Genomic DNA, 12,701 nt, shown 5'->3' on the forward strand with positions numbered 1-12,701 from the left:
CGCCAGCGCCGCCAGCACGTCGATTCTCTCGACCCATTCACCAATGATTCAGCGTAACTCAGAATCCGACAGTACAGCCGTCGAAACGCGCGCGAGCACCAGAGGATGCTATTCGGGCGGTCCCACTCCATTCAAGTCAGCAGCGTCGCGTGTCGCCGTTTGTCGGCGGTTTCGTAAAGACAAACAGCGCCGGGTCTCGCTGGATACGTTGGCGACGGCGTGGTCGAAGCGTCAGTCGGAGAACGCGAGTTCGCCGTCGTGAGCGACAGTGATCTCGTGGCCGGCGTACGTGAACGAGATCGCGCCGTTGTCCATCGTTTCGACGAGCGAATCGAGCACTTCGGGGTCGATTGTATCGTAGAGCGGTGGCAGGTCCACCGGGTCGCTGTCGGTCTGCGCTGCTACCGCGTCGAGAATCCGGTTCGAGGGCGTCCCGGCCGCACCGGACGAGAGTGAGACGTTCACACGCAACGGAAATCGCCCCGTTACTTAACGACTAGCCTATTTTTCTCACCCGGTTAATCAAAAACACGCGGTTCGTCAAAGTGTGCAGTGGTTAACCGTAGTGGCGGCGTAGAGACGGTGTGAACACTTCTGGCACGCAGTTGTCCGTAGACGACGTCCTCGCTGCTCTGAGCAACGTCCAGCGCCGCGAACTGCTGGACTCGCTGCTGGCCGATTCGCCGCCCGACGGCGCGACGAACGGTGTCGCCGTCGACGTCGACGTGTCGATGCACCACGTCCACCTGCCGAAGCTCGTCGACTACGGGCTCGTCGAGTGGGACGAGGAGACGGACCGGGTCACGCGAGGCGCGAACTTCGAGGACGCGGCGGAGATTCTGGAACTGCTCGACGAGAACGCCGACGTACCTCCGACGGTCGAAGCGACCCTCTGAGCGAGCGCGGCGGCCGCCCGGGGAGAACGACTTTACTCCCGTGCCGCCAACGCGTAGACATGAGCGACCTGTCCCCGACTGACGTGGCGCCCGCGTGGGTCTGGCTGGCGACGGCCGTCTGCGGCGTGCTCGCGGTGGCGGTGCACGTCGCGGGCGGCGCGGCCTACGAGACGCCCGTGGGCGTGCTGACCGGCGCGACGGTCGCGGGCGTTCTGTACCTGCTCTACCGCTGGGGCCAGCTTCGGGAGACGCCGACCAGCGAGAAGAGCGAGAAGGACAAGGAGATGGAAGCGGAGGCGGGCGGCTACGGCGGCAACGGCGGCGGGATGTAGCTACTCGACGCGGACGACGTCGTAGACGCCGACCATCTCCGTCTCCTCGACGCGCGCCGTGAGCTCGTCGCCCTCCTCTGGGGCGTCGTCGGCGACGAGCGTGACCGCCTCGATGGGCTTGCGCAGCAGGAACGACTTGATGCGCTCGGGCCACGACGGCGCGCCGCCCCTCCGGCAGACGAGCACGTACCGGGAGGCCGCGAGCTCGCGCAGCCCCGGCTGGAGTTCGTGGTCGTCTACTTCCTCCGGCGGGACGACGGCGAGCACCTGCGTGTGGAGCGTCTCGGGCACACCCGACGGGAGGTCCTCGACGGGAATGAGTCTTGCTCGAACGCGGCGCTTTTCCGGGCGACGCGAGACGCCCCGGTATGGTCGGTTCGTCGATCCTCGTCGCGGTCGCGGCGCTCGTGCTGTACGGCGCGTGGGCGGTCACGGCAGGGGTGGCGACGCGGAGCGTGACGCCGCTGAACGCCGTGTTCGTGTCGTACGTCGCGGGCATCGCGGTCGTCGGCGCGTACGTCCTGTTCACGCGCCGCCCGGTCACCGGCTCGCGCGTCGACCTCGCGTTCGCGGCCGTGTCCGGCGTCTGTCTGGCCGCGGGCACCGTCGGCTTCTACGCGGCGCTCGCACGCGGCAGCATGCCCGTCGTCTCCGCCATCGTGGCGCTGTACTTCGTGATCCCCGCGGTCGTCGGCGTGCTCTACTTCGACGCCGCGCTCTCGGCGACGAACGTCGCGGGGCTCGCGCTCGCCGTCGCGGCGGTCGTGCTCGTCGCGTCCTGACCGGGAGCCCTCTTATACGCGGGTGCGAACATCATCCGGGTAGCTCCCAGTTCCTGGAAACGTGTGAGACGGTTCTTGGAGAGGGCGTGTAGAGCCTCCGCTGACGGTCGAATCACGCGAGAGACGACGGCGGGCGGCGACGGCGGTGTGGGTCGCCGCCCGCACGGACGGAGGCTCACACATGCCAGACCCAGACGACAACCCCGTATCGTTCGACGACGACGAGCGAGAGCGCATGGAACGCCTGCTCGACGACACCGAGTACGACACGGAACTCGGCGTCGAGATGGCGAAAGACGCCCAGCGCGTCGCCGCGGGCGAACTGAGCGAGGCGGAGTTCTACCGCCAGTACCACGACGACGTTCTCGAGGAGTTCGGCGAGGACGACCGCGAGCTCACGGGCCTGCTCGACGACGCCGGCGGCGACGGCTTCGGCGACCGGCTCTCCGGGCTCGCCGACGACGAGGGACTCTCCCGGCGCGAGGTGCTGAAGAAGGGCGGCGCCGCGGCGGTCGCGCTCGGGCTGTTCGCGAGCGCGGACGCCGAGAACGCGGCCGCCGCCCAGGACGACGAGGGCGAGGGCACCCGCTACGGGATGACTATCAACCTCAACAACTGTGACGGCTGTCTCGCCTGCGTCGTCGCGTGCAACGAGGAGCACAACACCTCCGCGGGCGCGAACTGGATGTACGTGTTCACGTACGAGGACGAGGACCAGGACGACGAGAACTTCCTCGTGCGGCCGTGCCAACACTGCACGGACTCGCCGTGTACGAAGGTGTGTCCGGTCGGCGCGCGGCACACCCGCGAGCAGGACGGCCTCGTGCTCACGGACTACGACATCTGCATCGGCTGCCGGTACTGCGAGGTGTCGTGTCCGTACGGCGTGAACTACTTCCAGTGGGGCGAGCCCGACGTCCCGGAGAGCGAGATCGACGACGACCACCAGATAGACGAGCGCGGCCGCTGGGTCGGCTCCCGGCCGCCGCAGGGCGTGATGGGCAAGTGCACGTTCTGCGTCGACCGCCAGGACGGCCAGATGGGCGAGGAGAAGGTCGGCACCACCGCCTGCGAGGAGGCGTGCGCGATGGACGCCATCCACTTCGGGGACATGAACGACCCGGAGAGCGCGCCCAACCAACACCTCCGGGAGTACCGCGAGAGCCAGGAGAACGACCAGTCGTTCCCCAACCGCAAGGACCACACCGTCTCCACGTTCAAACTCATGGAGGAGCGCGGCACGGACCCGAACGTCCACTACATCGGGAACGAGCCGTCGCCGCACGCCGAACAGGTCGACGGCCCCGTGACGTACGAGGACGCCGGCATCGTCGACAACCGCAAGGAGGAGGTGCTCGACAACGGCGCGATGGCCAACACGGAGGGCGAAGAGGCATGACGAGCGCCGACCGCAGACGCCCCGACCGCGTCGAGCGCGACGACGAGCCGAGACGCGTCGCCGCGAACGGAGGTGAACGGCCGTGAGCGTCGACGTCACCGGCGTCGGTCGCGACACGCTCGTGCGGCCGATACAGACGTTCTCGAAGCAGTACGTCGCCGCCTTCCTGCTGGCGGTCGCGGGCGTCGGCGTCTGGCTGTTCTTCTACGTCCAGCAGCTCGAACACGGCCTCGTCGTCACTCACCTCGGCGACTGGGGGTCCGGCGGCGGCGTCCCGTGGGGGCTGTACATCGGCGCGTTCATCTGGTGGGTCGGCATCGCCCACGGCGGCATCATCCTCTCCGCCGCCGTCCGACTGCTCGGCATGGACGACTACCAGCCCGTCGCGCGGATGGCCGAACTGCTCACCATCGCCGCGCTCACCTGCGCCGGCCTCTACATCCTCATCCACGTCGGCCGGCCGGACCGCCTCGTCACGAGCGTGCTGCCCGCGTGGCCGACCCGCGTCCAGTGGTCGCCGCTCGTCTGGGACGTCACCGTCATCACCGCGTACTTCGTGCTGACGGCGACGTACCTGCTGTTGACGATTCGGTACGACGTCCACCGGCTGCGCGACCGCCTCCCCGACCGCTTCGAGCCGCTGTACAGGGCGCTGCTGGTCGGGTACAGCGGGAAGGAGGACGCGGTCGTCGAGCGCATGGTGTGGTGGCTCGCGTTCGCCATCATCATCATGGCGCCGCTGCTGCTCCACGGCGGCGTCATCCCGTGGCTGTTCGCCCTGCTGCCGTCGATGGCCGGCTGGGCGGGCGGCGTCCAGGGGCCGTCGTTCCTCTCCATCGCGCTGACCTCGGCGGTCAGCGGCATCATCATCATCGCCGCGGCGTTCCGGTACGCCTACGACTGGCAGGAGCTCATCCCGGAGCAGGTGTTCTACGGCCTCTCGAAGTGGCTGGGGTTCTTCGGACTGCTCTTCCTCTGGCTGCAGCTCCAGCAGGTCATCACGGGCATCTTCGCCGCGCCGACCACGCTCCAGCACGCCACCGAAGTCAAGATCGCGACGCCCGTCTACTGGGTCGCCATCGGGCTCGTCGTCGCCGCGGAGCTGTACATCTTCGCGTCCGCGCTGAAAGCGTCGCTGTTCTCGATTCCGCGCATCGTCACGGTCTCCGTGCTGGTGCTCGTCGGCACCCTCATCGAGAAGACGCTGTTCGTCGTCGAGGGGCTCCAGCACGCGCACTTCCAGCTGTACGACGCCGTCCCCGGCGTCTACGTCCCGTCGCCCGTGGAGCTGTCCTCGCTCGTGGGCGCGGTGAGTATCGTCGTGCTGTTCTTCCTCGCCGTCTCGAAGGTGATTCCGGTGGTGGAACTGCACGCCATCGAGGACGACCACGAGGAGGTGACCGAGTGATGCTGCCGCTGTCGTCGGCGCCGTACACGCTGCCGTTCGTCGGCCCGGGCACGTACCTCATCTTCGGCATCGTGCTCGCGCCCGTCTACGTGATGCTCGCCGCGTGGTACCTCGGCGAACCCAGCGACCGCCGCACCGCGCTGCTCGGCGTCACGTACCTCGCCGGCCTGACGACCGCGCTGTGGGGCGGCCTGTTCGTCGCCACGATGGTCATCAAGGTCGCGTTCTTCTAGGACCGCCAGCCACCCGCGCCGGGGGGTGCGGACCCCGGCACCACCCAACCACCATGACCACTGCACCCGAACTCCGAGCACGACTCGCCGACGTGGAGGACCCGCTGAACGACGACGACATCGTCTCGATGGGGCTCGTCAACGACGTCACCGTCAACGAGGACACCGCCCGCGTCTCGCTGGCGTTCAACGCGCCGTACTCGCCCGCCGAAATCGACATCGGCAACGACATCCGCGAGGTCGTCGAGGACGCCGACCTCGAACCCGACCTGCGCGCGAACGTCGGCGACGAGCACGGCTTCGACGACGAGGTTCTGCCCGGCGTGAAGAACGTCGTCGCGGTCGCGTCCGGGAAGGGCGGCGTCGGGAAGACGACGGTCGCCGCGAACCTCGCGGCCGGCCTGAACGACCGCGGCGCGCGCGTCGGCATCCTCGACGCGGACGTCCACGGGCCGAACGTCCCCCGCATCCTCCCGACCGAGAACGAGCCCGGCGTCACGCCGAACGAAGACATCGTGCCGCCGCGCTCCGACGGCGTGATGGTGATGAGCACCGACCACCTGATGCCCGACGGCGACGAACCCGCAGTGATGCGCGGGCCGATGGTGAACAACGTGATGATGAAGTTCATCAACGAGGTCCAGTGGGGACGGCTGGACTACCTCGTCGTCGACCTCCCGCCGGGGACGGGCGACGCGTCGCTGAACCTCCTGCAGACGCTGCCCGTCGCGGGCGTCGTGGTCGTCACGACCCCGCAGGAGATGGCGGTCGCGGACGCCCGGAAGGGCCTGAAGCTGTTCGCCGAGCACGACGCGCCCGTCCTCGGCGTCGTCGAGAACATGTCCGCGTACCACTGCCCGAACTGCGACGACGTCCACGACGTGTTCGGTAGCGGCGGGGCACAGGAGATTCACGAGGACTACGACGTGCCCGTGCTCGCCGAGCTCCCCGTCCACCCGGACTTCGGGGAGACCGGCGGCCCGACGATTCGCGAGGTGGACAGCGCCGTCCGGGACGACCTCTTCGAGTTCGTGGACGCGACCGCCGACCGCGTCGGCGAAATCAACCGCCGGAAGGTCGCCGAGCACGTCGAAGAACGCGGCGACGACGTGCCCGAGGAAGCAGACGCGCCCGCCGGCTCGCCGTAGACCGGTCAGTCCGCGGACTCGACGCCCCGGACTTCGAAGCGCGCGCCGGAACCGCTGTTCGCCGCGGCGGTGACCGAGACGTCCCAGCCGTGCGCGGACGCGATGGTGTCGACGATGGAGAGCCCGAGTCCGGTGCCGTCGCTGGTCGTGTACCCCATCTCGAAGACGCCGTCGCGGTGCTCGGCGGGGATGCCGGGGCCGTCGTCCTCCACGTAGAACCCCGACCCGTCGTCGAGGACGCCGACCTGCACGGTGACCGTCGGGCCGCCGTGCTCGACGCTGTTGCGGTAGAGGTTCTCCAGCAACTGGACGACCCGGTCGGCGTCCGCGTCGAACGCGAGGTCGGCGTCGACGACGAGCGTCGCGCGCTCGGCGGCGACGGACGCCCACGCCGTCTCGGCTAGCGACGCCAGCGACGCCCGCGAGCGCTCGCCGATGTCCTCGCCCTCGCGAGCGAGCATCAGCACGCCCTCGATGATCTGCTCCATGCGGTCGAGCGCGCGCGCCGCCGCGTCGAGGTGTTCGCTGGCGTGGCGCTCGCGCTCCAGGTCCACGCGGCCCGCGGCGACGTTCAGGGGATTACGGAGGTCGTGACTGACGACGCTCGCGAACTGCCCGAGGCGCTCGTTCTGCCGTTGAATCTGGCGGCGCGCGTCCTCCTCGCTGGTGACGTCGTTCACCACGACCATCTCCCCGACGCGCGTCCCGCCGAACGTGAACGGCGTCGCGGACACCTGGTAGTACCGCGTCTCGCCGCCGCGGGCGAGTTCGAGGACGTCCTGCTCGCCGCCGAGCCGCGCGGCGACCGCGGGCACCACCGCCGAGAGCGGCTGGCCGGTCGCACCGTCGAGGTCGGGGAACAGCGCTACCGCGCGCTCGTTGGCGTCCCTGACGTCGCCCTCGTCGGTGAGGAAGACCACCGCGTCCTCGACGTCGCCGGCGAGCTGGACGGCCTGGAAGCGGTCGAGGAAGACGAACAGCACGCCCAGCGCGAACGCCGCGACGCCCAGCGACTCGTAGCTGAGTTCGGGGAGCACCGACGTCGACGCGCCGATTACGTCGGCGGCGACCGGGAGACCCGTGACGGCGACGAGCGCGAGCAGCGGGCGCGTGTCGTAGCCCGTCTGCCCGAGCAGCTCGAACAGCATGAAGTAGCCGACGGCGGCGAGCGCGTACGCGGTCCCCATCACCACCCAGTGGACGGCGTAGTGGTCCACGGCGAGGTGCGGGAACGGCGCCGACACCCGCTCGACGCCGAAGTAGAAGCCGTGGACGGGGTTCGTGAGCTTCACGGCGACGACCGCGAGGAAGACGCCGAGCGCGACCCGTCTAACCGTCGGGTCGCGGTGGACCGCCCGCCCCGTGTACGCCGAACAGAAGTACAGCCACGCGCCCACGGTCGCGATGCCGCAGACGAGTCCCACAGTGTACACCGCGACCTTGAGGTCGGTCCCGGGCGCGACGAGGAAGCCCGCCTGCGCGGCCGCCCAGCCGCCGCTGGTCACGAGTAGTGCGGCGAGCCCGCGGCGCGTGTCCGGGTCGTCGACGCGACCGACGTGCGCGAGGCCAGCGAGGCACGCCAGCGACGACGCGGCGAACACCGCGACGTAGCCGGCGAAGAGCAGTCCGGTCATGACGCAGTCTCTGCCTCGACCCGGGTGCCGACGCCGGATAGCCCTTCGGGGTGGACTACTTCCACCCCGGTTTGCGAACCTTCTTAGGCGAGCGCGCGCTACCTACCGTGGACAGAATGGCCCAGGCCGCAAACCAGGAGCTCGTCGACAGGTTCGAGGAGTTCTACCGCCGGTACTACAGCGACGACGTCGCGGAACTCGCGCGCAAGTACCCGCGCGAGACGAAGTCCCTCCACCTCGACTGGCGGGACCTCTACCAGATGGACCCCGACCTGGCCGACGACTTCATCAACCACCCCGACGACCTCCGGGAGGCCGCCGAGGAAGCGCTGCGGCTCTACGACCTCCCCGTCGACGTGAGCCTCGGGCAGGCCCACGTGCGCGTCCACGGCCTCGACGAGCACACCGAGATTCGCGACATCCGCGCCGAACACCTCAACACGCTCGTCAGCGTGCAGGGGATGGTGCGGAAGGCGACCGACGTCCGCCCGAAGATCGAGCGCGCCGTCTTCGTCTGCCAGCGCTGCGGCGCCGAGACCGAAGTCCCGCAGGGCGACGCGGGCTTCCAGGAGCCCTACCAGTGCGAGAGCTGCGAGCGACAGGGGCCGTTCAAGCTCGACCCCGAGCGCTCGGAGTTCGTCGACTCCCAGAAGCTCCGCATCCAGGAGTCCCCCGAGGGGCTCGCGGGCGGCGAGACCCCGCAGAGCATCGACGTCCACGTCTCCGACGACATCACGGGCGAGGTCACGCCCGGCGACCACGTCACCGTCTCCGGCGTGCTGCGCCTCGACCAGAGCGAGGGCAGCAACGAGTCCCCGGTCTTCGACCTCTACATGGAGGGTTCGGCGGTCGTCATCGAGGACGAGGAGTTCGAGGAGATGAACATCACCGAGGAGGACAAACAGCAGATCGTCGAAATCTCGAACCGCGAGAACATCTACGAGCAGATGGTCGACTCGATGGCGCCCTCTATCTACGGCCACCGGCAGGCCAAGCTCGCGATGATTCTCCAGCTGTTCTCCGGCGTCACAAAACACCTCCCGGACGAGTCCCGTATTCGGGGCGACCTCCACATGCTACTCATCGGGGACCCCGGGACGGGGAAGTCGGCCCTCATATCATATGTTCAAAATATCGCGCCGCGCTCCGTCTACACCTCCGGCAAAGGCTCCAGCTCGGCAGGTCTGACGGCGGCCGCGGTCCGGGACGACTTCGGGGACGGCCAGCAGTGGACGCTGGAAGCCGGCGCGCTCGTGCTCGCCGACCAGGGCGTCGCGGCGGTCGACGAGCTCGACAAGATGGCGGCCGACGACCGCTCCGCGATGCACGAAGCACTAGAGCAGCAGAAGATATCCATTTCGAAGGCGGGAATCAACGCCACGCTGAAAGCGCGGTGTTCGCTTCTGGGCGCGGCGAACCCGAAGTACGGCCGCTTCGACCAGTACGAGCCCATCGGCGAGCAGATCGACCTCGAACCCGCGCTCATCTCGCGATTCGACCTCATCTTCACGGTGACCGACGAGCCCGACCCCGAGGAGGACGCCCAGCTCGCCCAGCACATCCTCCAGACGAACTACGCGGGCGAGCTCAACACCCAGCAGGAGCAGCTCGCGAACTCGAATCACACCGAGGAAGAGGTCGACGCCGAGACGGGGACGGTCGCGCCCGCCATCGAGGCGTCGCTGCTGCGGAAGTACATCGCGTACTCGCGGCGGAACTGCTACCCGACGATGACCGACGAGGCCCGGGACGCCATCGAGGAGTTCTACGTCGACCTGCGCGCGGAGGGGCAGGGCGAGGACTCCCCCGTTCCCGTGACCGCGCGCCAGCTCGAAGCGCTCGTGCGGCTCGCGGAGGCGTCCGCGCGCGTCCGACTCTCGGACACCGTCGAGCAGGAGGACGCCGAGCGCGTCATCGAGATCGTGCGCTCGTGTCTGCAGGACATCGGCGTCGACCCCGAGACCGGCGAGTACGACGCGGACGTCGTCGAGACCGGGCGCTCGAAGACCCAGCGCGACCGCGTGAAGAACGTGAAGGCCATCATCAAGGAGATCGAGGACGAGTTCGACGAGGGCGCGCCCGTCGACGAGGTGCTCGACCGCGCCGAGGAGGTCGGAATGGACGCCTCGAAGGCCGAGCACGAGATCGAGAAGCTCAAAGAGAAGGGCGAGCTCTACCAGCCGAACAAGGACCACCTGCGGGCGATATAGATGGACCGGATTTCGGCGCTGCGGAACGTCGAGGACGCGCTCGCGGACTTCGAGGCTGGCGACGCCTCCCTGGGTGACGTCGAGGACCGCGTGCTCGGCGTGCTGCGGACGTACGCGACGGAGTTCGACGAGGGCGACGTCTCGGCGTACCGGGCGACCGGCGACCCCCGCGTGGAGGGGACCGTCGTCGTCGCGGAATCCGAAGAAGAAGCGCGCGAGCGTGTCGCTGCACGGGTCGACGAAGTCCCCGAATTCCGCGTCGAGCCCGTGGGTTGATTCCACGTATTCGAAAGTAATTTTAACTCCCGCTGGGAGTGTCGGGTCGTGCTGCTGGTGGCGACGTACTCGCGGGCTGCCCGGCAGAGCCTCCGGAACGTCTGCTCGACGCACGAGGACTGCGTCGTGCGGCGGTTCGGCCGCGCGGCGCTGCTCGCGGAGACCGAGCTCGCGGCGTTCCACGCGCTCCGCCTGCGCGAGAAACACGGCGGCGACGTGCAGGTCGAGCGCACCGAGGCCCTGAACGAGTTCAGCGACGTCCCCGAGTCGGTCCGGGGCGCCGCTGCCGCCTACGAGTCCCGGGACGCCGCGAGTACGCCGTACGCGAAGTTCGCGGCGGGGACCGACCACCCGGACCCCGAGTCGATGGCCGACGAGGAGCTATGAGAATCCGGCTCGCGGGCGTCGAACGCCGCGGTCGCGCCGTCGACCTGCGCGACGTGGACGTGAGCGCCCAGACCGTTCTCGAGGCCGTTCGCGACCCGGAGGACGACAGAATCGCGTGCGCGAGTCCGCAGCCAGTCCACGAACGCGTCGGCTTCCTGCACCGAAGAACGTCGATTTCGACGGCGGCCGCGGTCGCGGCCGCCGCGCGCTCCCGCGGCGCGACGACCGAGTACGACGGCGAACTCCGCGCCATCGAAGGAGAACTCGCGAGCGTCGAGGCGCCGAGCGTGGAGCTCGCGGCGGCCCGCGAGCGCGTCGCGGAGACGGCTGGAGACGTGGACCGCCTCCGGGAGCGCGTCGCGCGGGCGAGCGGCCGCGTCGAGGCCAGACGCGAAGCGGGCGAGGACGCGAGCGGCGCGGAAGCCGAACTGCAGGAGGCGACCCGGGAGCTCGCCGAGCGCGAGACCGACCACCACGCCGCGAAGGAGGACCTAGCGGCGGCCCGGGAGCAGGCGCGAGAGGCTCGCGACGCACGCGAGCGCCGCCTAGAGCTGACGGACCGCCGCGACAACCTCCGGCGGGCTGCGCGGCGGGCGCTCGCGAGTGGGTACTCCGAATCGTTCCGGCGGGCACTCGAAGCGCTCCCCGTGCCGGGCGAGCCGGCCCCGCCAAGAGAGTTCGCGGGACCGGACTGGGCGGCCGGGATGGGGGCCGCGCGGCTCGCTCGACCGGGCGCACCACTCGTCGTCGGCTGCGGGTTCGGGAACGCCTCGCGGGCCGCGGCGGCGCTCGACGCGCCCGTCGCGCTGGTGGAAGTTTAAGCCGGAGAGCGCGGCCACTCCGGGCCATGGAGTTGGAGACAGCGACCCACCGGCGGCGCGGCGTGACGCTCGTCGCCGCCCGCGCGACCAACGACGACGACCACGCGCAGCGCGTCCGCGTCGCGAGCCGCTGCGACGGCCCCGTGTGGCCGCCCCGCGACGAGGGGATACCCGTGCCGGGCTGGGACGACGGCGGCTGGGAGGGCGTCGTCGAGGCGGGTGCAACGCGGCCGCTGGGGTTCGCGACACCCGCCGAACCCGCGAGTCCGCCCGTCGAGTTCGCGTGGAGCGAACGCGCCGCCGAGACGGAGCCGACGGCGGCAGAGACGCTCTCAGACCTCGGCGACCCGCGGCCGCCCGCGGACGCAATCGAGCCGCCCGAGACGGCGCTCCCGGCCGGCGTCCGCGAGTGGCTGGACGGCGTCGCCGAGCGCTCGAATCAGGGAGCGGCGACGGACGCCGACCGCGACCGGGTGGCGGCGCTGGCGGCGCGCGCGAGCCGGCTCCGGGAGGCGTTCCGGTGATTCTCGCGGTCTGCGGCGGGAAGGGCGGCGTCGGAAAGACGACGACCGCGCTCAATCTCGCCGCCGAGCTCGACGCGGTGCTCGTGGACGCGGACCTCGGGATGGCGGACGTGCCGGCGGGCCGCGGCCCCGACCTCCACGACGTGCTCGCGGGGCGCGCGGACGCCGTCGAGGCGGTCCGCGAGACCGGTGCGATCGCGGTGCTGCCCTGTGGTCGGACGCTCGCCGGCGCCCGGGAGAGCGACCCGATGCGGCTCCTGGACGCGCTGCATGCCGTCGCGGACGCGTACGGCGACGTGGTCGTGGACTGTCCCGCGGGTCTGCGCGCGGACGTCGGTCTGCCGCTGCTGGTCGCGGACGCGAGCGTGCTGGTGACGACGCCGGACCGCGCGGCGCTGGCGGACGCGCTTCGCGCGCGGTCGCTGGCCGTCGAACTGGACGCCGGGCTGGCAGCCGCCGCGTACAATCGCGCGGACAGCGCGGGCGACGAGGTGGCGAACGCGCTCGGCGCGCCGGTGGTCGCGATTCCGGCGGCGGACGCCGTGACGGCGGCGGTGGAAGCCGGGCAGCCGGTCGCGGCTGTCGCTGGAGAGTCGGCGGCTGCGGCGCGGTTCGAGAATCTCGCACAACGAGTTCGTGAGACGCGGTAAC

16 protein-coding genes are annotated in these 12,701 nt (G+C 70.0%); 13 read left to right on the top strand and 3 right to left on the bottom strand.

What is annotated here, in order from left to right; all coding sequences use genetic code 11:
- Positions 1-231: 231 nt before the first annotated feature.
- Positions 232-465 carry a HalOD1 output domain-containing protein gene (locus G9C83_RS00005; RefSeq protein ID WP_347877763.1) on the bottom strand — a complete coding sequence of 78 codons (234 nt, stop codon included), beginning with the start codon at positions 463-465 and terminating at the stop codon, positions 232-234.
- A gap of 119 nt (positions 466-584) precedes the next feature.
- Here G9C83_RS00005 and G9C83_RS00010 point away from each other — a divergent pair, with 119 nt between their 5' ends.
- Together G9C83_RS00010 and G9C83_RS00015 are read left to right on the top strand one after the other, a co-directional pair.
- The gene (locus G9C83_RS00010; RefSeq protein WP_208288380.1) at positions 585-896 is read left to right on the top strand and encodes a hypothetical protein; all 312 of its coding nucleotides are present in this window, start codon (positions 585-587) and stop codon (positions 894-896) included.
- 59 nt (positions 897-955) lie between these two features.
- Positions 956-1,228: a hypothetical protein gene (locus tag G9C83_RS00015; RefSeq protein ID WP_167244084.1), complete on the top strand. Its 273-nt coding sequence runs from the start codon at positions 956-958 to the stop codon at positions 1,226-1,228.
- On the opposite strand, the gene G9C83_RS00020 is transcribed toward G9C83_RS00015, so the two are convergent.
- Positions 1,229-1,519 (bottom strand): hypothetical protein, encoded by a 291-nt coding sequence (locus tag G9C83_RS00020; protein WP_167244085.1) that lies wholly within the window; start codon positions 1,517-1,519, stop codon positions 1,229-1,231.
- Between the two features lie 77 nt (positions 1,520-1,596).
- On the opposite strand from G9C83_RS00020, the gene G9C83_RS00025 reads away from it, so the two are divergent.
- From G9C83_RS00025 to G9C83_RS00045, 5 genes are all read left to right on the top strand, one after another.
- Positions 1,597-2,010, top strand: a complete 414-nt coding sequence (locus G9C83_RS00025) for an EamA family transporter (protein WP_167244086.1) — start codon at positions 1,597-1,599, stop codon at positions 2,008-2,010.
- Between the two features lie 181 nt (positions 2,011-2,191).
- Complete coding sequence (locus G9C83_RS00030) at positions 2,192-3,409, top strand: 4Fe-4S ferredoxin N-terminal domain-containing protein (protein ID WP_167244087.1); 1,218 nt, start codon at positions 2,192-2,194, stop codon at positions 3,407-3,409.
- Between the two features lie 82 nt (positions 3,410-3,491).
- Positions 3,492-4,817 carry an NrfD/PsrC family molybdoenzyme membrane anchor subunit gene (nrfD, locus tag G9C83_RS00035; RefSeq protein WP_167244088.1) on the top strand — a complete coding sequence of 442 codons (1,326 nt, stop codon included), beginning with the start codon at positions 3,492-3,494 and terminating at the stop codon, positions 4,815-4,817.
- A complete protein-coding gene (locus tag G9C83_RS00040) occupies positions 4,817-5,050 on the top strand; it encodes a hypothetical protein (RefSeq protein ID WP_167244089.1) in 234 nt (77 codons plus the stop codon). Before nrfD ends, G9C83_RS00040 begins: the two co-directional genes overlap by 1 nt.
- Before the next feature lie 53 nt (positions 5,051-5,103).
- Positions 5,104-6,198 carry an Mrp/NBP35 family ATP-binding protein gene (locus G9C83_RS00045; RefSeq protein WP_167244090.1) on the top strand — a complete coding sequence of 365 codons (1,095 nt, stop codon included), beginning with the start codon at positions 5,104-5,106 and terminating at the stop codon, positions 6,196-6,198.
- Between the two features lie 5 nt (positions 6,199-6,203).
- Here G9C83_RS00045 and G9C83_RS00050 read toward each other — a convergent pair whose 3' ends face one another.
- Entirely contained in the window at positions 6,204-7,832 is a 1,629-nt protein-coding gene (locus G9C83_RS00050) for an ATP-binding protein (protein WP_167244091.1), read from the bottom strand.
- A 116-nt stretch (positions 7,833-7,948) separates the two neighbouring features.
- Between G9C83_RS00050 and G9C83_RS00055 the strand changes: the two genes are divergently transcribed.
- The 6 genes from G9C83_RS00055 to G9C83_RS00080 are packed head-to-tail and all read left to right on the top strand — an operon-like array spanning position 7,949 to position 12,700.
- Positions 7,949-10,042 carry a minichromosome maintenance protein MCM gene (locus G9C83_RS00055; RefSeq protein WP_167244092.1) on the top strand — a complete coding sequence of 698 codons (2,094 nt, stop codon included), beginning with the start codon at positions 7,949-7,951 and terminating at the stop codon, positions 10,040-10,042.
- Positions 10,043-10,318: a hypothetical protein gene (locus G9C83_RS00060; RefSeq protein WP_167244093.1), complete on the top strand. Its 276-nt coding sequence runs from the start codon at positions 10,043-10,045 to the stop codon at positions 10,316-10,318. It begins immediately after the preceding gene.
- Between the two features lie 48 nt (positions 10,319-10,366).
- A complete protein-coding gene (locus G9C83_RS00065; protein WP_167244094.1) occupies positions 10,367-10,705 on the top strand; it encodes a hypothetical protein in 339 nt (112 codons plus the stop codon).
- The gene (locus G9C83_RS00070; RefSeq protein ID WP_167244095.1) at positions 10,702-11,526 is read left to right on the top strand and encodes a hypothetical protein; all 825 of its coding nucleotides are present in this window, start codon (positions 10,702-10,704) and stop codon (positions 11,524-11,526) included. Before G9C83_RS00065 ends, G9C83_RS00070 begins: the two co-directional genes overlap by 4 nt.
- 26 nt (positions 11,527-11,552) lie before the next feature.
- Positions 11,553-12,050 carry a hypothetical protein gene (locus tag G9C83_RS00075; RefSeq protein ID WP_167244096.1) on the top strand — a complete coding sequence of 166 codons (498 nt, stop codon included), beginning with the start codon at positions 11,553-11,555 and terminating at the stop codon, positions 12,048-12,050.
- Positions 12,047-12,700, top strand: a complete 654-nt coding sequence (locus G9C83_RS00080; protein ID WP_167244097.1) for an AAA family ATPase — start codon at positions 12,047-12,049, stop codon at positions 12,698-12,700. Before G9C83_RS00075 ends, G9C83_RS00080 begins: the two co-directional genes overlap by 4 nt.
- The last annotated feature ends 1 nt before the right edge of the window (position 12,701 follow it).

It is taken from the genome of Halobacterium sp. R2-5 (assembly GCF_011734195.1).
GTDB lineage: Archaea > Halobacteriota > Halobacteria > Halobacteriales > Halobacteriaceae > Halobacterium.

Excerpts from the sequence above, each read along its gene's own strand:
- G9C83_RS00060 (WP_167244093.1), top strand. The coding sequence starts at position 10,043 with ATGGACCGGATTTCGGCGCTGCGGAACGTCGAGGACGCGCTCGCGGAC.
- G9C83_RS00040 (WP_167244089.1), top strand. The coding sequence starts at position 4,817 with ATGCTGCCGCTGTCGTCGGCGCCGTACACGCTGCCGTTCGTCGGCCCG.
- G9C83_RS00030 (WP_167244087.1), top strand. The coding sequence starts at position 2,192 with ATGCCAGACCCAGACGACAACCCCGTATCGTTCGACGACGACGAGCGA.
- G9C83_RS00070 (WP_167244095.1), top strand. The coding sequence starts at position 10,702 with ATGAGAATCCGGCTCGCGGGCGTCGAACGCCGCGGTCGCGCCGTCGAC.
- G9C83_RS00045 (WP_167244090.1), top strand. The coding sequence starts at position 5,104 with ATGACCACTGCACCCGAACTCCGAGCACGACTCGCCGACGTGGAGGAC.
- G9C83_RS00025 (WP_167244086.1), top strand. The coding sequence starts at position 1,597 with ATGGTCGGTTCGTCGATCCTCGTCGCGGTCGCGGCGCTCGTGCTGTAC.
- G9C83_RS00015 (WP_167244084.1), top strand. The coding sequence starts at position 956 with ATGAGCGACCTGTCCCCGACTGACGTGGCGCCCGCGTGGGTCTGGCTG.
- G9C83_RS00055 (WP_167244092.1), top strand. The coding sequence starts at position 7,949 with ATGGCCCAGGCCGCAAACCAGGAGCTCGTCGACAGGTTCGAGGAGTTC.
- G9C83_RS00050 (WP_167244091.1), bottom strand. The coding sequence starts at position 7,832 with ATGACCGGACTGCTCTTCGCCGGCTACGTCGCGGTGTTCGCCGCGTCG.
- G9C83_RS00075 (WP_167244096.1), top strand. The coding sequence starts at position 11,553 with ATGGAGTTGGAGACAGCGACCCACCGGCGGCGCGGCGTGACGCTCGTC.